This is a genomic window from Streptomyces sp. CA-135486 (genome assembly GCF_050936555.1).
Lineage (GTDB): Bacteria > Actinomycetota > Actinomycetes > Streptomycetales > Streptomycetaceae > Streptomyces.
Genome location: NZ_JBNJMM010000002.1, coordinates 3,852,688 through 3,869,925, shown reverse-complemented (window position 1 = coordinate 3,869,925; position 17,238 = coordinate 3,852,688). Strand labels below are relative to the sequence as shown.

Below are 17,238 nucleotides of genomic sequence, written 5' to 3'. Positions count from 1 at the left end.
TCTGGGGGAACGGAGGCGTCGTGCCCGAGGGCGGGCGGGGCGATCTGGCACATGCCGAGTGGTCACGGCTGCAATGGCTGCTGCCGGGCAGCGGCTTGGCCGGGCGGACGCTGGAACGACCATGGCACAGTGATCAATGGAATCCTCTTCCGCCTACGGACGGGCCCTCCCTGGCGTGACTCGCCTCCGAAGTACGGGCCGTGGAAGACCGTCTACGAGCGTCACCGACGCTGGTCGGCCGACGGCACCTGGGACAAGATCTGCTCCCTCCTGGCGCACGCCGACGCCGAAGATCGGATCGACTGGAGCGTGGTCAGCATCGACCCCACCTCCTGCCGAGCCCACCAGCACGCTGCAGGCGCACGCTCCACACCCCCGGCGCATTTCGGGGCGCCGGGCTCTGCCCCCTCAACATCGTCCCGATGAGGGGCTGGGACGTTCGAGGGGCGGTCTGACGAGCAAGAGAACGCAGGCGAGTGATCACATCAACGGGGTGCGACATCCGCCGTTTGCAGGGTCAACAGAGACGAGACAGTCTGGTCGTGTGTTCAGTAGGCGTCTGCCACGCGCCGAGCGCGGGGCTGAACCATCTCCCAGAAGCGCGGTCAGGGCTCCGATGGCCTATGTGGTCGCGCTGACGATCCCGATTGTGGTGCTGGAGCTGGCCATCGATGACCGTACGGTGCGGCTCACCCCCCTCCTGATCCTGCTGCCGGCCTTCCCGGCGGCGATCGGCACGGTGCGGCAGACCGCCTACGCACTCGGCTGGGTGTTGATCGTCATCACTGGAGTACTGATCTACCGGCCACTCCCCTCGTGGTACGACTACATGATCGTCATGATGCTGGCCGCAACGCTTGGCGTGCTATGCGTCCTGACCTGCCACTTGCGGATCCGGCGCGAGCGGGATCTCCGCCGTGTCCGGTCCACGGCTGTCGCCCTCCAACGGCAGGTGCTGCGCCCTCTGCCCCTCCTCACCGACCGGGTGATCGTCGACGGCGTGTACCTGCCGGTGGAGCATGACCGCCTGGTAGGAGGAGACATCTACGAGGCAGTGGCCTCGCCATACGGCACACGTCTGCTCTTCGGTGATGTCCAGGGCAAGGGGCTGCCTGCGATCGGAGCCGCCTTCGCCGCGCTCGGCGCGTTCCGCGAAGCCGCCTTGCGCGAGCCGACGCTCACCGCGCTCGCGGACGACCTGGAGATGGCCGTTGTCCGGCACAACGTCTTTGCCCAGCAGACCGGCGAACCTGAACGGTTCGTCACCGCGCTCATCCTGGGGATCGACGCCTCGACGGACACGCAGGCGGTCAACTGCGGCCACCCTCCGCCTTACCTGTTGAACGCGGGAGCGGTCACACCTGTACGGCTCGGCGACCCCGGCGTCCCCCTCGGTCTTGCGGACCTCGCTCCGAAACCGCGGACCGTCGCGTGGTTCCCGTTTCCGCCGGGGGCCACCCTTCTTGCCTGCAGCGACGGCGTCACCGAGGCACGCAGCATCTCCGGTGCCTTCTATCCCCTCGAAGAGCGTCTGCGAGCCTGGGCAGACGATTCCCCTTGGACAGTCGCCGACAATCTGGCCAAGGACTTGAGCCAACACACCGCAGGTGAACAGCGGGACGACATCACGGCGCTCGTCGTCCGCAGAGCCTCCTGAACAGGCACTTCCAGTAGTAGAGACCACTACACGAGCCTCAGTGACGAGCCGCCCCTCTCGCCCTCGACCTCGCCGGCCGGCGGCTGATCCCGGACCGGCAGCCGGCCCGGTGGCGCCGCGAGCGACAGGCCATCGCCGAGTTCGTCGACGGCCGCTGCTTCTCTTCGCGGCTGAACAGCTACATGCGCTCCGCCGACAGCAACGAAGTGGACGCCAGTCTGCTGCTCGAGCTGCTGCACGGCCTGCTCCTTCTGGCTCATCGAAGCCCTCGCCCGATGCGGCCGCGCCGACGAAGCGGTGTCTCTCATGGACCAGTTCGTGGCTCTCGCCAACGAGGTCGGCCTCTAGCCTCGCCGCGCACCTCGCCTACGGCACCATCGTCGGAGCGTTCCTCACCTGGCCGCGCTGAGAACTTCGGCCGACACCGTACAGGGCCGGCTGCTGCGCTTCCGGCGGGCCGGACACGGGCCGGGTAGCGTGGAAACCGGGACCAGGAAACGGACAGGCAGCCCTCGTATCGCGGGTCGAAGGCGAAGGGGTCCTCATGACGCATCCACAGGATTCGCCCTCCGACCCCCATCGTGCGCCGCTTCCAGCGGATTCGGAGCCGCTCGGTAGCGGACCGCACGGGCCGCGGCTCGCCTCGGTCGTGGTGTTCGTCCACGATCTCGACGCCTCGGCGGACTTCTACCGGGAGCTGCTGAAGATGGAGGTCACGGTCCGCACCGCCACGGCCGCGCTGCTCGTGGGCCGGAACGGCTTCCAGGTGTACGTACGCGCCGTGGGACCGCACGCCGCCCACCCGGTGGGTCACGTCGGCGCCCAGTACGTGATCTGGACGGCGGACGGCCCCGCCGATTTCCAGCGGTGTGAGCGCGTGCTCAGAGCCCGGTCCGACCAGGTGAACACCAGGCACGGCGAGGGCTTCACCGTCATCGAGGGCCGGGATCCCAGTGGCCTGCCAGTGCTGGTGGCCTATCCAGGGCCGGAGGAAGCGGCGCGGCTCGAGATCATCTCTCGTATCTACGTGTGACGCCGGAAGACACAGCCTGCTCAGCTCACAAGGAGGTCTCTCCATGGCAAACACGAGGACGGTGCACGTCCGCCGCGTCTACGACCCTCCCGCGCAGGCCGACGGCGCCAGAGTGCTGGTCGACCGCATCTGGCCCCGGGGAATGACAAAGGAGAAGGCTCACCTCGACGACTGGTGCAAGCAGGTCGCACCGTCCACGGAGCTGCGCAAGTGGTACAGCCACGACCCCGAACGTTTCGCGGAATTCAGCCGCCGCTACCGGACCGAGCTCAAGGATCCCCAGCACCAAGACGCATTGGCGCACCTGCGCAACCTCGCTAAGGACCGGACCCTGACACTACTCACCGCAACCAAACATCCCGAGATCAGCGAAGCCGAGGTGCTCGCCGAGCTGCTCCGGGGCTGAGGACAGCACGAGACGACTGGCAAGCGCCCAGCCTCAAGAAGCCTGGCCTGGGCGCCCGCATCTTCCAGGAAGGCGCCCGGGCCGATCGGTTCTGGATTATCCGCACCGCAATGGTGGGGATCGACGTGCATGTCCCTGGCCGCCGGGCGGCCACCGTCGACACCCTTGGCCGGGGTGAACTGCTCGGCTGGTCGTGGCTGATACCGCCGCACACCTGGCAGCTCGGTGCGGAGGACGATGGCCGAGCAGCTCATCGACGCACTCAGCATGGACTGGAAGCCGGAGGAATTCCACGACACCTTCCAGGAACAGGTCGCCAAGCTCAGCGAGGCCAAGCGGGCCGGTGAGACGGTCGAGAAGGCAGAACCGCCGACGAAGGCCACGAACGTGGTCGACCTGATGGACGCGCCGCGCGCCAGCGTCGACCGGGACAAGAGTTCCACCGACCGCGGCAAGGAGAAGGCCACATCCACCGGCGCTCCCCCCGCGCGGATCAAGGACGCCGCCCGACAAGCACCGGGCCGGCAAGACAACGACGGCGAAGAAGCAGACATGGGCTTCGTCATTCGATTCCCTGACCAAGGCCGAGCTCTACCAGCGCGCCACGGACGCCGGTATCCCCGGCCGCTCCTCCATGACCCGCGAGGAACTCCTCAAAGGTGGCGGTCGTCGCCTGCACCGCACCGCCCGCCTCCGACACCGCCGACAAACTCCAGCTCCTGGCCGTCGTAGGCCACACCATCCCCGCACGTTGAGACTCTCCTTCGTCGTCCAGCCTTGGCGGGGACGGGGCGGTATCGGTGGGTCAGGTTCGTCGGCGACGGCCTGGCGGCCCCCGATCGCGGTGACGGCCGTGGCGGCCCGTCAGGCGCGGCTCAGTGCCGGCTCCGGCTCGGAGAGACGCGCTGACGCGCGGCGGGGAGCAGCAGCGGGGTAGCCAGGACGAGCACGCCGGCCAGGCCGATGGCCGTACGCGGGCCGAGGAGGCCGCCCAGCACGCCCCAGACAGCCGTCAGGAGCGCGGTCGAAGCTTTGGTCGTCACCGCCCAGGCGGACAGCGTTCGGGCGACCCGGTCGGTCGCGGTGCGTTCGAGGCGGTAGGTGGCGTAGACGGGGTTGAAGACCCCGCAGCAGAAGATGAGCCCGAGCTCGACGCCCATCACCAGCAGCAGCCCTCCGGTGCCCGGCCCCAGGAAGGCCAGGCCGACAGGCCAGATCGCGCGCAGCGCCCCGGCCACGATGAGGACCTGGTGCTGCCCGAACCGGGTGACGAGCGGTCGGGCCAGCCGCGAACCGAGCAGCCCGCCGATCGAGGGCGCGGCGAAGGCGAGGCCGTACTGCCATGGTGCGAACCCGAGTCGGCCGAGCATCAGGACGGCCAGCAGCGGCGCGGCGGCCATCACCAGGCCGTTGAACAGGGCGGTGTTGAAGAACAGCGGACGCAGCGTCGCGTCGGCGAGGATGTACCGCCAACCGTCGAGCAGGTCCCCGGCCCGCATGCGCGCGGCCTCTCGGCGCTCGGGCCGCGGCTCGTGCCCGCCCGTCGCGCGGATGCCCAGGGCCGAGAGCAGGTAGCTGACCGCGTCGGCCACCACCGTCGCCACCGGACCGAGGAGCCCGATCGCGGCGCCGCCCAGCGGCGGTCCGATGATCGTGGTCGTCCAGGCCGTGGACTCGAATCGGGAGTTGGCGACGAGCAGGTCCTCGGCCGGCAGCAGCGTCTTCAGGTACGCGCCTGAGGCGGCGCGGAAGGTGATGTCGGCCGCCGCGACGACGACCGAGACCAGCAGGAGCTGAAGGAAGGTGAGCGCGCCGAAGGCGAACGCGGTGGGGATCGTCAGTAGCGCCGCGAACCGCACCAGGTCCATCGCGATCAGCACCGGCCGCTTGCGGCGGAACTCCACCCACGGGCCGAGCGGCACCGCCACGGCAGCGCCCACCGCAGCCCCCACGGAGGAGAGCGCTGCGACCTCGGCAGGTCCGGCGTGCAGCACCTGGATGGCGATCAGCGGGAGCGCACCGAAGGCGAGCCACGTGCCGAGCGCGCTGGTCCCGTACGCTCCCCAGAGCCACCCGAACTGCCGCCCCAGCCGATGTCCGAGCAGATGTCCCAGCCGGTGCCCGCTCCTCATCCCTGACGCCTCTCGACACTCGCCCTGCACAACCGATCCGCGATCGAAGGCATCAAAGCGAGCACCATAACCAGGGGTCAAACAACCGCAGGGCCGCCTGGCCACAACCATCAGTTGTGCCCCTAGGGTGTCGGCATGGACCTCGACACCGTCCGGACCTTCGTCGCCGCCGCCGACGCGGGGCAGTTCCAGGAGGCCGCCGCCGAGCTGGCGGTCACCCAGCAGGCCGTCTCGAAGCGCATCGCCGCGCTGGAGCGCAACCTCGGCGTGCGGCTGTTCACCCGCACCGCGCGCGGCGCCGAGCTCACCATCGACGGGCAGGCGTTCCTGCCCCACGCGCGCGAACTGCTGCGCGTCGCCGAGCGCGCGGTCGCGTCCGTGCGCAGCGGCAGCCGTCCGCTGCGCGTCGACGTGATCGCTTCGCGCGTCGCGCCGTCGGGCCTGATGCGCGGCTTCCACCGCGCGCACCCCGAGATCGAGCTCGACGTGGTGATGCTGTTCGACGTCGAGACGGCCGTCGCCGCCATCCGGTCCGGTGCGATCGACGCGTCCTTCCGGGCAGTCGCCATGCCCGGCCGGCCCCTTCCCGAGGACATCGAGTCCGTCCGGGTGCTCGACGAGCCGCTCCAGCTCCTCTCCGGCCCCGCCCACGCGCTGGCGGGCGCGCGGTCGGTGACCGTCGCTCAGCTCGCCGGGCACCGGATCTGGATGCCCGGCATCGCCCCCGGTACCGAGTGGGCCGCCTACTACGACGACCTCGTCGCCAAGTTCGGCCTCACTATCGAGGCGACCGGCCCCAACTTCGGCTCCGACGCGCTCCTCGACACCGTCGCCGACACCCCGGCCCTGGCCACCTTCATCGGCGAGCAGACCCGCCTCGTCTGGCCTGCCGACCACGGCCTGCGCCGCATCCCGGTGACCGACCCGACGCCCGTCTACCCGCACTCGCTCCTCTGGCACCGCGAGAACCCCCACCCAGCGCTGGCCACCCTCCGCGCCCACCTCGCCGCCACAGCGGCCGGCCACGACGCCGCCGGGACCTGGGCGCCGGGCTGGGTGATGCCGCGCTGCCAGACGAATCCGGTTGAGCGTGTCGTACGGGCTCGGGATACTCACGCGATGAAGGCCAGTCCCTCCCTCCGAAGCCATGAGCCCAAAGGTGAGAGGTGCCGCGGATGAATGACCGCGCTGTAGTTCTCAACGAGCTCGCGCAGGGCTTGCGCCCGCTGTCGCAGGGGCTCGAATGGTTCGAGGGCCTGACTGATGTGGAGCAGTCAGTTGCACTGCGGGATCTCTGTCAGTTCTGCGTTCAGGCACGTGCCACCAGCGGTGACGCCTTGGAAGGCATCCGGCGGTCTGGGCTCCGACCAACTCACACACCGTCAGTTCTGGTCATGCGCGGACAGATAGACATGCAGTTGGGAAGGGTCGCCAATTTGACGCCGCGGCATGAGCGGATCAAGGCGTTTCGCTTGCTGATCCAAGTCCTGGGTCTTGCCGACGCGCGGCGCCGAGAGCGATTCTGCGCCGACGAGTGCAGTCATGAATGGCACCAGCTCGCGCGTGGGCGGGAGCCAGGACTACCTGCTGGGTGATGATCTGGGCAAAACCAGCCCTCGACGGTCGCATGGAGGGGCGCCCACCTATGGCCGCATCGCGTTGATCTACTCCGGCCTTGATGAGTGAGGTCTGCGAGGAGGCGTCGAGGACGGCGACAGCTGAGATCGCTGGGGCACGACTGCAAGTCCCAGGTGCTGTCCTGAGTCGGGTTCGCCGAGCAATCTGTGCCGCGTAGGCGGTTCTGACGGCTCCTGCAGCCCATCGCTCGGCAACGAAAGGGCTTGCAGATGCCTCCAGCCGTTCTCCAACGCCTTCTCGGTGTCAGCGCGGGCGTCTGGGAACGGCCCTGTAGTCCTAGCTCGGACACCAGGGAGCAAGTAACCCGCCGGTAGGTTCCGAGAGGCTTGAAAGCGGCCGCCGTGGCGGTGAGCACCGAAGCGGCCGCGATCAGGGCGGGGATGGTCATGGCGCTCACCTCCTCTCCGGATGGTCGGGGTTCGGTCATGGGCTGCCCCGGTCGGTGTCGGCGTGGTCGATGGCCGCCTGGTTGTGCGCGGCCTGCATCGCGGTCGGCAGGTACGCCCAGTACGTGAACTGGGCTGCGGTGCGGTCCTCGACCGACCGGAGCGCGGCCTGGTGCTCCGGCGAGCCGGGGTACACGCCCGCCCGGGCCGTGGCCTTGAAGCGGCGCCAGGCCCATGCGGCGGCCGCGTACGTAGCGCCGACAGCGGCGCCGATCGGGTAGATCAGAGCAAGGTTGGCCATGTCGGGGCCTCCTATCGATGTGGTGGGGCCCGCCCTTCGGGGCTATTCGCTGTGAGCTCCGGCTGCTCGTGCTCGAAGGCACGCTCCTGGTCCTCCGGCGTGAGGGCCCGGTAGCAGGCGCCACATAGGTCCGCGCCGGCGAAGCAGCCAGTCGCCTCGTGCTGGGCGCCGTACTGCGGGAAAGTCCGCTTCCCGCAGCGGGTAACGGTGGGGTGGTGAGCCCAGCGCCCCGCCGGCAAAGCCCAAGGTCGATGCGCCCGACGGCGAGAAGCGGGCCTGGCGTGAGATGCGCCGCCGCCAGTCCTCCCGCCGCATCGGCTCCCCCCGTAGGCGATAGCGATACTATCCACTATCCAATAGTTGAACTATCTATGATGGATCGGGACCTTGGCAAGAGGCGGAAGGGTGAACGGGCAGTGCGCATTGGCGAAATGAGCCGCAGGACCGGGGTACCGGTGCCGACGATCAAGTACTACGTTCGGGAAGGGCTGCTCCCGCCCGGCCGGCTGACGAGCCCGAACCAGGCGAGCTACGACGATGCGCACGAGCGCAGACTGCGGCTGATCCGCGCGCTGCTGGAGGTGGGCGGACTGAAGGTGGCCGCGATCGCGGATGTCCTGGCGGCGGTGGACGACCCCGGCAAGTCCGTGCACAAGGTCCTCGGGGTGGCGACGGACCTGATCGTCCCGAAGTACGCGGACGAGGAAGCGGACGCCGAACTGGACGCGGCACGGCACGAGGTGCGCGAGCTGATCGCCCGACGCGGCTGGCTGGTCGACGGGGACTTCCCCGCTGCGGAGGCCCTGGCGGCAACGCTCGCCGCGCTGGAGAGGGTCGGCCACGGGGCCTTCTCCCAGGTGCTGGAGGCTTACGCGGACGCCGCGGAGCAGGTCGCGCGGGAGGACCTCGCCTATGTCGCGGGCCGGGCCGGTCTTGACGACCTGGTGGAGAGCGTGGTCGTGGGCACGGTGCTCGGGGACACGCTGTTCGCGTCGCTGCGGCGGCTCGCACATGCCGACCGCTCGGCTCGCGTGTACGAGAGCGACGAGTCCGAGGGCGGCACGCCGGGAATCGAGGGCGATTGAGGCCGCCCCTGCGGGGCGTGCGATCGGACGCGCGTCCCGGGCTCTGGGGGCGACGGCCTCCCCGGCGTTCGAGGGCCCCTCACGGGGTGCGGAGCTCCGATAGGGCCGAGGACCGGCCTCGTCGGGTGAGGCGGCCGTGGATGGTGCCGGTCGGGAGCGCGGCACGATCGGCATCGGGCAAGCCACGTCGGTTCGGTCGAACCAGGTCAGGCCGCGTGATGCATCACATGACCAACATGCCTCATGAACCCGTGGATACCTGTGAGGCAAGCACGCGCTTCTGCACGGTGCCTCACACCCCTGCTCCGAACTAACGACCTTGGGGGGAATTGAGTTCGGGGCGTGTTGGCCTGGCGGTTTGGCTGATCAGCAGGCAGTGTCGCGGGCGAAGACGAGTTCGGTGCTTGTCCGGCGCTGGGTGGGGCGCTTGGCTGCGCGGTCGGAGATCAGGCTGGCGATCGCGAGGTGGGTCTCGGCCTAGGTTGCACGGAGGCCGGTGAAGCGTCGGAGCGGAGCCCACTGCCTCAGTTCGGCGTTGGTGTGCTCGACAGATGCGGGCCGAGGACTGGCGGCGCCTCGCCTCACGCCAGGCGTACTTGTCACCGTCGCAGGCATCGTCCTTGGGTTTCTTCGGCGGGGCGCTCACCTGACGGGGGAACTCCTTGGCCAGCCCTTGGTACCCGGAGTCGACCTTGGCTTTCACGCGGGGGTGCTGGCGGAACTGCTCGGCGATGCCCTCGCTGCGGACGGCGGTCTGATCGTGTATGCGGCCTGGCCGGACGACACCGGACAGCACCATGCGGCCCTGGCCGTCGCTGAACGTCGTTGTCTTGATGGTGTTCTGCCGGGCTTGACCGAGACGAACGCCCGGCGGCCTGGGCGCGCCGCCTGCGGGCGGCGGACCTGGGTCTCCGCCCCGTCCAGCCGCAGTTCGACCCCCTCGACCTCGGCGTAGGCTAAGACGTCCGCCAGCGTCTTGAGCCGCAGGCCGGGCCGGTCGGGAACGGCGAAGCCCCGGGCCGCGAGGCGGGGCTGTTGGCGGTGTGATCTTCCTGTCGGTGTGAGGTCTCTCTCACTGGGTGGTGAGGTGGCCTGTGGGGGTCCAGTTGCCGAGTGGTCTGGTGGGCCGGCGGCGGGTGGGACGCCGGTGGGGTGGACGCCGGTGGGGTGGGTGCCCGTGGGACGGGATGGTGGCGAGCCAGCGGTCGCTCTTGCGACCGTTGGCGTGGGCGAGCTGGAGGGCCAGCAGGAGGGTCTGGGCGGCGATGCGGCGGGTGCCGGGCTGCTCGATGGCCTCGTAGTGGGGGTCTTTGGCGAAGCCGTTGGAGCCTTCGACGCTGTTGCGGAGCCGGAAGTAGACGCGCTGCCAGTCGGGGCTGCCGTAGGCAAGGGCCTGGTGGTGCTGGGCTCCGGCCTCGGGCGGGATCGTGATCGACTGCTGGGCGCAGATCTTGGCCGGTCCGGTGGGAGACGGCTCGGGGTCGGCAGGGGCAGGCGGCAGCAGGTCGGGCCAGGTGGCGCTGGCCAGGACGTTGGCGATGGTCTGCCGGTTGACTTCTTGCCGTCGCCAACCTGCGCCGCCGCCCCGCGGCAGTCGAAACTGTCTCGGCGTATGTTCCGACTCGTCTGTCGTTCATGTCTTGATCGGCTGCGATGTCCTCGTAGTCCCCGACGCGGACCTCCGCGTGGACGAAGCCCCTGTTCACTGGGGCGGATTCCGAGGTGCGGGGGCATCATCGAAGAGGATGTGCCGCAGTATCCGGGTGAGGTGTTCGGTGAGCTGCTCGGGTGGCATCGAGGCAAGTGGCTCGGTTCGTGCGATGTACCGGCTGAAGACCACTCCGATCATGTGTGACCCCACGAGTGCTACGCGGGTGTCCAAGTCATCGCCGAGCGCTGCCGGTGCGCTGGGGGAGAGCACGGACCGGTACGCAGCGGCACTGTGCTCCTGCATCGCGACCAGGAGGTGAGCGGCTGCACGCTCGTCGGACGCGGCACTGCGCACGAGGGCGACGAGTGGGTCGTTGACGGCGTCGGTCTCCATCCGCTGGACGAAGGCGTGGGCGATCCGGTCGGGCAGTGTCGCCGGGTCTCCGGCAACTACCCGTTCCAGGTCGCTGTTACCGGGCACAGCCGCGAGGAAGAGCCGCTCTTTGGACTGGAACTGACGCGTGATCAGACCGTGGGTGACACCGGCTCGGCGCGCGATTTCGCGGAGGGTCGTGCGGGCGTAACCACGCTCGGCGAAGGTGTGACGGGCCGCCTCCAGAATGGCTGCTCGGTGTCCCTCCGGGTCCCGTCGGCGCGTGCGCAGTGGCTTCTCGGACGCTTCCTGACCGTTCATGGCGACTCCTTCATCTGATCACTGTAGTGCCGGCCACCAGGGTCCTCGCTGACCGCTGATACCCTTAATATCCAAGTGGACATTAAGGGTCCATTGAGATTGGAGGCTGTTGTGAGCACGAATCCGCCGGAGTCCGCGGGCTACTGCACAAGATGCACCGGGCCGCGACGTCCCTGCTGGCCGACGCCGCACAGCGCGACAATGCCCCGTCGGCCGCACTGGCCGAACTGCGTGACTTCCTGGTGGCGGCGCTGCGGCATCACCACGAGAGCGAAGACGATGTGCTCTGGCCGCAGTTGATCGCCGCCGACCCAGTGGCCGGCGCCGTGCTGAGCGAACTCAGCACGGAACACGATGCGCTGGACGCGGCATTGGACGCGCTCGCGGTCGCTCCCGTGCAGGACGCTGCGGACCGGGCAGCGGTGGCCGCCGCGGCAGCCAGTGTGCGCGACCTGGTGCACCAGCACCTTGAGCACGAGGAACCGGTGCTGTTTCCCGCGTTGGCAGCGCACATGTCAGATGAAGCCTGGACCGAGTTCTCCCGCGCGGTGATCGCCTCGGCCCCGCCCGTAGGGGCCCACCTCAACGTTGGTTTCTTCGAACAGGTGGGCACTCCCGCCGAGCTCGCGGTGGTCACAGCGAACCTGCCGCAAGCCGTTCTTCCCCTCGTGCCGGCCATGCGTGAGCAGGCCAAAGCCACCCTGAACAGCCTTCACACAACCGACAACGTAAGGACGGTCATCGCGTGACCAGCACACTCATCGTCGGCGGCAGCGGCGGCCTGGGCGGAGTGATCGCCCAGTACTTCGCAGACCGCGGTGACGACGTCATCATCACCAGCAGGGACAAGGCACGGGCCGAGACCATCGCCGCCGGGATCGGCGTCGGCGTCCGGGGGCTGGCCCTCGACCTTGCCCAACCCGAAACGATCAGCGCCTCGTTGGCCGACGTGGCCGAGGTCGACAATCTTGTCATCACCGCGGTCGGGCAGGCCGCGAACACGCTGGCGCAGTTCAACATCGCTGATGCCGTGACGGCCGTGACCATGAAGCTCGTCGGCTACGCCGAGACCGTCCGTGTGCTGCGCGACCGGCTGAGCCCAGGCGCTTCCGTCGTTCTTTTCGGCGGGCTCGCCAAAGAACGCCCGTATCCAGGCTCGACCGTCGTCACCACCTTCAACGCCGGAATCACCGGCCTGGTGAAGACCCTCGCGGTGGAGATGGCTCCGCATCGCGTCAACGCCCTGCATCCGGGCCTGATCGGCGACAGCCCCAAATGGCGCGACGTTCCCAACCCGCCGCACTCGGCCCAGACACCGATCGGACGACTGGTGACGATGGCCGAGATCGCCGACGCCACCGATTTCCTGCTCCGCAACACCGGCATCAACGCCCACGACCTGTACATCGACGGCGGCCTGCTGGCCACCTGACCCACAACACCATTGGCAACTGAGCCACCACGCTGCTCGTCGCTCGCCCTTATCCGGCGCTGACCGACGATCACCTCCACGAAGCCGGGCGGCCGATCGAAGGCTGCCACCACACCCAAACCCACGCTCCGCCCGGGCCCCGTGAGCCAGGCCAGGTTCTCGGCGACGATGTCCCGTCCACCGAGATCCTGGACCGGCCCAGGTGACTGCGGCACCGTTCATACGACTGTGATCCACATTCTCGCGGTCCGATCGCGGAACGTTCAGGCGCGGCGTGGAGCGTACGAAGCAGTCGCCCACACCCATCGATGTCGGGGACACAGACGAAACTTCCGTGCGGTGCGACGAGTTCGGCACCCGGTAGGTTCGGATATTCGATGGTGCGGAGTAGGGCTCATGACCCCACCACAGCCAGCACACTGGGCCGCCGTAGAGAATCCGAACATGACGACGAACGCCCCGGGCACAGACATGGTGGAAGCGGCATGGCAGGAGCTACTCGGTTCCGACCAAGTGAGCGCGGAGCTGGTTGCGGCGGCATACGCCGAGCCGCAACTGCGGCAGCTCTTCCCCTGGCTCGGAATGTGGGAGCTGCATTTCAGTCGCTGTACGGAGCCCCGTTGGACGTGGGATGTGCCGTACATCGGCCCAACGGCGGCCGGCCCGGAACATACCGGGCCGTACTACGTCGCGGGACCCTCTCGGACACAGAAGATCGGTAGGGCCGAAACAGCACAGGAGGCAGTTGCCATGGTCGTTGAGCGGCTGCCGTCCAACTGCGGCCCCGCGTTCATCGGCACGCCTGAGGAACTCGCCGAGCAGGGCAGTGACTCGGCAGACGCGGCGGCTCGATCCAGCTGTGTGGTTGTCGGCAGATCGCCAGCGTCTCGCCCTGGTCCTTGAGCCAGGCCAGGAAGAGCATCGCCTTGGCGATCTGGGTCTGCGTGATGTCCGCAGTCGAGGCCGAGATCGGCTTGCCGCGAGCGCGTCGCCGGATGCGGGCGATACGGTCCCAGCGCGCGAAGGCGGTGATGAAACGCCGGTCGTCCGGATCGTCCATGGCGCGGTCTCCTGCCCGATCCACAGTTCCAGTCTGGCCAAGCCTCCGCCGTACACGCTCCTCCCATCGCAGGATTACGGCAGCGTCGACAGCCTGCACCGCAGGAAATGCCGCATCTGGTCTCGTGAGATTCGGCGCGTCTCCGTACGAGCAGCGGACGCCGCCCACGAAGCGTTCGCTCAGGCGATGCCGCAGTGGTCCCACATCCGCCATCCCCGTGCCAGGCTGCGCAAGGTGGCCTACCGGTGCTACCTACGACAAGGCCGACCGACGAGACACCCTGCCTATCTGCCGGGCCTGACGATGAGGCGGCTCACGGTGAATTTCACGCAACCCCCGGCGCGATCCGCGCGACGCCATGTTGGCGATCTGTGGTTGAAGCGCTGCTTGCAGTTGTTGCCGCCCTGGCCGGGGCTTGGGGTGGATCGTTGATCGGAGGTCGGGCGGCGTACGGCAGGGCAGGCATCACCCGTACGGGTGGTACCTGGTCTGTTTTGCAGGCAGCCTGGAGTCCCTTTCGGCCACGCTGCTCGGGGTGATACGGCTACCCCAACATATCCGCCAGCGGCGCGTGTTGCTCGCTTTGCTCGGCGTGCTCGCCCTGGCCTCCGCCGGGCTGGGTCTGTGGCTGAGGTCCTCCAGCGACGACACCGTTCAGAACATGGTCGGTGTGGCAGGCCTCTTCGTCTCGATCGCGTGCCTGGCGGCGTCGCTGGTCCAGCTCCTGCCACCGGTTCCCGACCGCAGTGTGGAGGAACTCGCCGCGGAGCTCGCAGAGACGGTCCGCGAACAATGGGAGGACGAGGCGGAGAAGCGGCAGCTGCGCGAGCCGGGACTCCTTCCGCTCGCCTGGTCGGCCACCGAGCGGCCCGTCTCGGACGGTAGGGCAGCAATCCTGGGCCGGGCGGATCTCAGGGTCGTGCGACTGGCGCTGAGCGGCCGCCTGGCCGGTGACTTCGACGACGCGTCCCGGCTGCTGGCGGACGGGTACCGGCGGGTGCCCAGTGGGCGCCTGGTCGTGCTCGGAGAACCAGGCGCCGGGAAGACCGTCCTGACGATGATGCTCGTCCTTGGCTTGCTCAGGGCACGTGGCGATGACGACCCGGTCCCTGTACTGCTTCCGGCGGCCAGTTGGGACCCGGTGTGCGATTCGTTGGACGACTGGATCGTCGACACCCTGGCCACCGCGCACTTCAGTGGCCGCCCCGAGATCCCCCGGCGGCTCCTGGATCGGCGAGTCCTGCTGCCGGTGATGGACGGGCTGGACGAGATGCCGGAGCCGGCCCGCCGGACCGCGATCCGTGCGATCAACAATGCCTGCCGCAACGGCCGTGGGGTGGTCCTGACATGCCGGTCGGCGGAGTACGAGGACGTGATCGAGGCCGGCGCCCCGGTGCTGCGCCGGGCCCCGGTGGTGGAGATCACTCCGGTTCCCGCACACGAGGCGATCGATTACCTCAAAGCCCCCGTCAATGACTGGCCAGTCGGCACCGACTGGAATCGCGTGTACGAACATCTGGCCGTCAACCCTGGCAGTGCCCTGTCGACGGCGCTGTCGACCCCCTTGATGCTGTCTTTGGCCCGCACGGTCTACCAGCGCTGCGGCGGGGACCCCAGCGAGCTGATCGGCCTGGAAAGCCGACACGATGTGGAGGAGGAACTGGTCGACCGGGTCGTCCTTGCGGCTTACGCCCCGGCCGGGGAGGTGGACGAGCAGACCGCGGCGGAAGCAGGCTGGCGGAAGCAGGCGGAACAGGCCGAGGCCTGGCTCACCTATCTGGCGAAGTATCTGCACCGCTACCGCGAACGGGATCTGGCGTGGTGGCTGATGAGCCAGCGCCTGCTGTCCCGCTGGGCAGGTCCGGTGGTCGCCCTCGGCGTCGGCCTGCTGGTGATGCTGGCTGCCTTCCTGGCGACCCCTGTGCTGTCCGCCGAGCCGATCAGCAGCGAGGACATCATGGGTGCGGGCGCCGGTGTCGGAGGCGGCTTCACCGTGCTGGCAATGTTCACCTGGTACGCAGTTCCCGACCAGCCGCCCGGACGTCTGTCGTTGGCGTTGCGTGGCTCCCTGGACAGGCTGCGCCGGGGGTTCACGGCCGGCCTCGCCCTGACTGCGGTCCCCGGAGTACCTCTGGTGACCGCCAGCGTCGTCACACTCCTGATCACTGATCAGTGGACCGCCCAGGATGTCGCGGGGCTGCTGCTGGCCGCTTTCGGGGTGGCCGGGGTCGCTGCGGTGGTCGGCTTGGCTCTGGGGGTACGCAATTGGCTCGATGCTCCTCCGGAGCAGTCGTCCAAGGCCAGCCCGCGGGACTGTCTGCAACAGGACCGCCGATCAGCACTGGGTGCCTCGCTTGCCGCGGGGGCAGCACTCGGGCTGGCCGCCATCCCCGTGCTGATGAGCAGTGTGACCGCGGGGTTCATGGTTCTGCTGGCCCTCACCGGCTGGTCCCACGAACCGCCTCTCGCCGACTTCGCTCCTGCTGCCGGATTCTCCATTGACGAGCTCGGTTCCCTGGAGACGGCGGCGCTCACGGTTCTGCCCGCAGCGGCCTGCGCACTCCTCAGCCTGATCACCACCGCCTGGGCGAGGTTTCTTGTGGTGCGGCTGGTGCTGGCGGCTCGCGGACAGCTTCCATGGCGCCTCATGCGGTTTCTGGCCGACGCCCGGGACCGTCAGTTGCTGCGCGAGTCCGGGGTGACCTATCAGTTCCGCCACATGCGACTACAGGAACGGCTGGCCAGCCGCGATCTCGCCGAGGACCGGGCACGTGATGAGGCTGTCTCGGCGGCCCGTCGCCGTCGTCGACGCATCACCTTCGCGCTGGCCTTCCTGCTCATCCCCGGCGTGGCACTGGCCCGTGCTCTTCCGGACGACGATTCCGAGGTCATGCTGGTCACTGGATACGTCAGGGCGATGGAGTTCGGTCAGGACGGAAAGACGCTGACGACGCTCGGTGATGACGGGCTCCTGACCCAGTGGGACAGCGCGGAAGGCCTCGACATTGTGCGGCTGCGGCATGGCGCGGACGGAGTGCGCTCCTTCGCAATACGCGCCGACGGCACGGCGGTCGTGGCGACGGAGGGCGCGTCGGCTGCACGACTGCACCTGCTCGAACCGGCCGAGGCCAAGCACACGCACCGGGACCTGCACTGCCAGTCCGAGACCTACCAGAACGACCCTGTCCTGAGCCGTGACGGCACACGCGTCATCATCGCCCCCGGCTCCCCCACCGCGACGCTGTGGGACGTGGCCACCGGCAGGCCAGTCGACATGGCGGCGCGGCAAGGAGTGATGATGGCCCTTAGCGGCGACGGCACGCGCATCCTCAGTGCAGCCCCAGCCGGTGTCACGGTCAGCGAACTGCCCTCCGGACGCACGGCCGGTCCGCCGATGCCCCTTGGTCCGTCCTCCGAAGACGACGTCAGGCTGAGCCGTGACGGTACGCGGCTGGCTGTCCACGACGATCACAACGTCACGGTGTGGGATGTAGCCACGGGGTCTCCCGTGGGGAACCCGGTACCTATGGCGGGCTCCGGGGAATGGATCATGAACGACGACGGGAGCCGCCTCATCGTCGCCCACGGGCCAACGGCACAGCAGTGGCACGCTGCCGGCCATCCGCTCGGCGCCCCATTCACCGGGCACTTGTCAAACATCGACACGATGGCCTGGAGCCGGGACGGCCGTCTCTTCGCCGCCGCAGCCGACGGGGTCACCAGGTTGTGGAGTGTCCCCAGATTGTGAGGCAGCACCCGAAGCG

At 68.8% G+C, this 17,238-nt stretch carries 16 protein-coding genes and 2 pseudogenes; 13 read left to right on the top strand and 5 right to left on the bottom strand.

Annotated features, from left to right (window positions below):
- Positions 1–68: 68 nt before the first annotated feature.
- Together ACQEVG_RS37100 and ACQEVG_RS37095 are read left to right on the top strand one after the other, a co-directional pair.
- Positions 69–463, top strand: a pseudogene (locus ACQEVG_RS37100) (IS5 family transposase); the annotation flags it as partial.
- A gap of 153 nt (positions 464–616) precedes the next feature.
- Positions 617–1,657 (top strand): PP2C family protein-serine/threonine phosphatase, encoded by a 1,041-nt coding sequence (locus ACQEVG_RS37095; protein ID WP_432993180.1) that lies wholly within the window; start codon positions 617–619, stop codon positions 1,655–1,657.
- Between the two features lie 26 nt (positions 1,658–1,683).
- Here the strand turns inward: ACQEVG_RS37095 and ACQEVG_RS37090 are convergent, their stop codons facing one another.
- On the bottom strand, positions 1,684–1,965 hold the full coding sequence (locus tag ACQEVG_RS37090; protein WP_432992287.1) for a hypothetical protein: 282 nt from the start codon (positions 1,963–1,965) through the stop codon (positions 1,684–1,686).
- Between the two features lie 236 nt (positions 1,966–2,201).
- Between ACQEVG_RS37090 and ACQEVG_RS37085 the strand changes: the two genes are divergently transcribed.
- The 4 genes and pseudogenes from ACQEVG_RS37085 to ACQEVG_RS37070 all read left to right on the top strand — a co-directional run bounded on the left by ACQEVG_RS37085 (position 2,202) and on the right by ACQEVG_RS37070 (position 3,828).
- Entirely contained in the window at positions 2,202–2,690 is a 489-nt protein-coding gene (locus tag ACQEVG_RS37085; protein WP_432992284.1) for a VOC family protein, read from the top strand.
- A 43-nt stretch (positions 2,691–2,733) separates the two neighbouring features.
- Positions 2,734–3,096, top strand: a complete 363-nt coding sequence (locus ACQEVG_RS37080) for a DUF488 domain-containing protein (protein ID WP_432992281.1) — start codon at positions 2,734–2,736, stop codon at positions 3,094–3,096.
- Positions 3,093–3,329: pseudogene (locus ACQEVG_RS37075) on the top strand (cyclic nucleotide-binding domain-containing protein); the annotation flags it as partial. The gene ACQEVG_RS37080 and the pseudogene ACQEVG_RS37075, both read left to right, overlap by 4 nt.
- A gap of 4 nt (positions 3,330–3,333) precedes the next feature.
- Positions 3,334–3,828, top strand: coding sequence for a hypothetical protein (locus ACQEVG_RS37070; protein WP_432992278.1), 495 nt, complete (start codon positions 3,334–3,336; stop codon positions 3,826–3,828).
- A 143-nt stretch (positions 3,829–3,971) separates the two neighbouring features.
- Here ACQEVG_RS37070 and ACQEVG_RS37065 read toward each other — a convergent pair whose 3' ends face one another.
- Positions 3,972–5,228 (bottom strand): MFS transporter, encoded by a 1,257-nt coding sequence (locus ACQEVG_RS37065; protein WP_432992275.1) that lies wholly within the window; start codon positions 5,226–5,228, stop codon positions 3,972–3,974.
- Between the two features lie 135 nt (positions 5,229–5,363).
- On the opposite strand from ACQEVG_RS37065, the gene ACQEVG_RS37060 reads away from it, so the two are divergent.
- Both ACQEVG_RS37060 and ACQEVG_RS37055 read left to right on the top strand, forming a co-directional pair.
- Positions 5,364–6,407: a LysR family transcriptional regulator gene (locus ACQEVG_RS37060; RefSeq protein ID WP_432992272.1), complete on the top strand. Its 1,044-nt coding sequence runs from the start codon at positions 5,364–5,366 to the stop codon at positions 6,405–6,407.
- A complete protein-coding gene (locus ACQEVG_RS37055) occupies positions 6,404–6,823 on the top strand; it encodes a DUF5958 family protein (RefSeq protein ID WP_432992269.1) in 420 nt (139 codons plus the stop codon). The genes ACQEVG_RS37060 and ACQEVG_RS37055 overlap by 4 nt, the downstream gene beginning before the upstream one ends.
- A 466-nt stretch (positions 6,824–7,289) precedes the next feature.
- Here the strand turns inward: ACQEVG_RS37055 and ACQEVG_RS37050 are convergent, their stop codons facing one another.
- Positions 7,290–7,553 carry a hypothetical protein gene (locus ACQEVG_RS37050; RefSeq protein ID WP_432992266.1) on the bottom strand — a complete coding sequence of 88 codons (264 nt, stop codon included), beginning with the start codon at positions 7,551–7,553 and terminating at the stop codon, positions 7,290–7,292.
- 416 nt (positions 7,554–7,969) lie between these two features.
- On the opposite strand from ACQEVG_RS37050, the gene ACQEVG_RS37045 reads away from it, so the two are divergent.
- Positions 7,970–8,638 carry a MerR family transcriptional regulator gene (locus ACQEVG_RS37045; protein WP_432992263.1) on the top strand — a complete coding sequence of 223 codons (669 nt, stop codon included), beginning with the start codon at positions 7,970–7,972 and terminating at the stop codon, positions 8,636–8,638.
- A 1,702-nt stretch (positions 8,639–10,340) separates the two neighbouring features.
- Here ACQEVG_RS37045 and ACQEVG_RS37040 read toward each other — a convergent pair.
- The gene (locus ACQEVG_RS37040; protein ID WP_432992260.1) at positions 10,341–10,982 is read right to left on the bottom strand and encodes a TetR family transcriptional regulator; all 642 of its coding nucleotides are present in this window, start codon (positions 10,980–10,982) and stop codon (positions 10,341–10,343) included.
- A 152-nt stretch (positions 10,983–11,134) separates the two neighbouring features.
- On the opposite strand from ACQEVG_RS37040, the gene ACQEVG_RS37035 reads away from it, so the two are divergent.
- The 3 genes from ACQEVG_RS37035 (at position 11,135) to ACQEVG_RS37025 (ending at position 13,317) form a co-directional block, all read left to right on the top strand.
- Positions 11,135–11,731 carry a hemerythrin domain-containing protein gene (locus tag ACQEVG_RS37035; RefSeq protein ID WP_432992257.1) on the top strand — a complete coding sequence of 199 codons (597 nt, stop codon included), beginning with the start codon at positions 11,135–11,137 and terminating at the stop codon, positions 11,729–11,731.
- The gene (locus ACQEVG_RS37030) at positions 11,728–12,414 is read left to right on the top strand and encodes an SDR family oxidoreductase (RefSeq protein ID WP_354732517.1); all 687 of its coding nucleotides are present in this window, start codon (positions 11,728–11,730) and stop codon (positions 12,412–12,414) included. The genes ACQEVG_RS37035 and ACQEVG_RS37030 overlap by 4 nt, the downstream gene beginning before the upstream one ends.
- Positions 12,415–12,582: 168 nt before the next feature.
- On the top strand, positions 12,583–13,317 hold the full coding sequence (locus ACQEVG_RS37025; RefSeq protein WP_432993177.1) for a DUF6193 family natural product biosynthesis protein: 735 nt from the start codon (positions 12,583–12,585) through the stop codon (positions 13,315–13,317).
- On the opposite strand, the gene ACQEVG_RS37020 is transcribed toward ACQEVG_RS37025, so the two are convergent.
- On the bottom strand, positions 13,205–13,474 hold the full coding sequence (locus ACQEVG_RS37020) for a hypothetical protein (RefSeq protein WP_432993213.1): 270 nt from the start codon (positions 13,472–13,474) through the stop codon (positions 13,205–13,207). The two genes, ACQEVG_RS37025 and ACQEVG_RS37020, sit on opposite strands and share 113 nt — an antisense overlap.
- A 571-nt stretch (positions 13,475–14,045) precedes the next feature.
- Here ACQEVG_RS37020 and ACQEVG_RS37015 point away from each other — a divergent pair.
- Positions 14,046–17,222: a hypothetical protein gene (locus ACQEVG_RS37015; RefSeq protein WP_432992254.1), complete on the top strand. Its 3,177-nt coding sequence runs from the start codon at positions 14,046–14,048 to the stop codon at positions 17,220–17,222.
- Positions 17,223–17,238: the final 16 nt, after the last annotated feature.

Excerpts from the sequence above, each read along its gene's own strand:
- ACQEVG_RS37025 (WP_432993177.1), top strand. The coding sequence starts at position 12,583 with ATGTCCCGTCCACCGAGATCCTGGACCGGCCCAGGTGACTGCGGCACC.
- ACQEVG_RS37085 (WP_432992284.1), top strand. The coding sequence starts at position 2,202 with ATGACGCATCCACAGGATTCGCCCTCCGACCCCCATCGTGCGCCGCTT.
- ACQEVG_RS37080 (WP_432992281.1), top strand. The coding sequence starts at position 2,734 with ATGGCAAACACGAGGACGGTGCACGTCCGCCGCGTCTACGACCCTCCC.
- ACQEVG_RS37090 (WP_432992287.1), bottom strand. The coding sequence starts at position 1,965 with ATGAGAGACACCGCTTCGTCGGCGCGGCCGCATCGGGCGAGGGCTTCG.
- ACQEVG_RS37095 (WP_432993180.1), top strand. The coding sequence starts at position 617 with ATGGCCTATGTGGTCGCGCTGACGATCCCGATTGTGGTGCTGGAGCTG.
- ACQEVG_RS37035 (WP_432992257.1), top strand. The coding sequence starts at position 11,135 with ATGCACCGGGCCGCGACGTCCCTGCTGGCCGACGCCGCACAGCGCGAC.
- ACQEVG_RS37020 (WP_432993213.1), bottom strand. The coding sequence starts at position 13,474 with ATGGACGATCCGGACGACCGGCGTTTCATCACCGCCTTCGCGCGCTGG.
- ACQEVG_RS37065 (WP_432992275.1), bottom strand. The coding sequence starts at position 5,228 with ATGAGGAGCGGGCACCGGCTGGGACATCTGCTCGGACATCGGCTGGGG.
- ACQEVG_RS37040 (WP_432992260.1), bottom strand. The coding sequence starts at position 10,982 with ATGAACGGTCAGGAAGCGTCCGAGAAGCCACTGCGCACGCGCCGACGG.
- ACQEVG_RS37055 (WP_432992269.1), top strand. The coding sequence starts at position 6,404 with ATGAATGACCGCGCTGTAGTTCTCAACGAGCTCGCGCAGGGCTTGCGC.
- ACQEVG_RS37060 (WP_432992272.1), top strand. The coding sequence starts at position 5,364 with ATGGACCTCGACACCGTCCGGACCTTCGTCGCCGCCGCCGACGCGGGG.
- ACQEVG_RS37070 (WP_432992278.1), top strand. The coding sequence starts at position 3,334 with ATGGCCGAGCAGCTCATCGACGCACTCAGCATGGACTGGAAGCCGGAG.
- ACQEVG_RS37050 (WP_432992266.1), bottom strand. The coding sequence starts at position 7,553 with ATGGCCAACCTTGCTCTGATCTACCCGATCGGCGCCGCTGTCGGCGCT.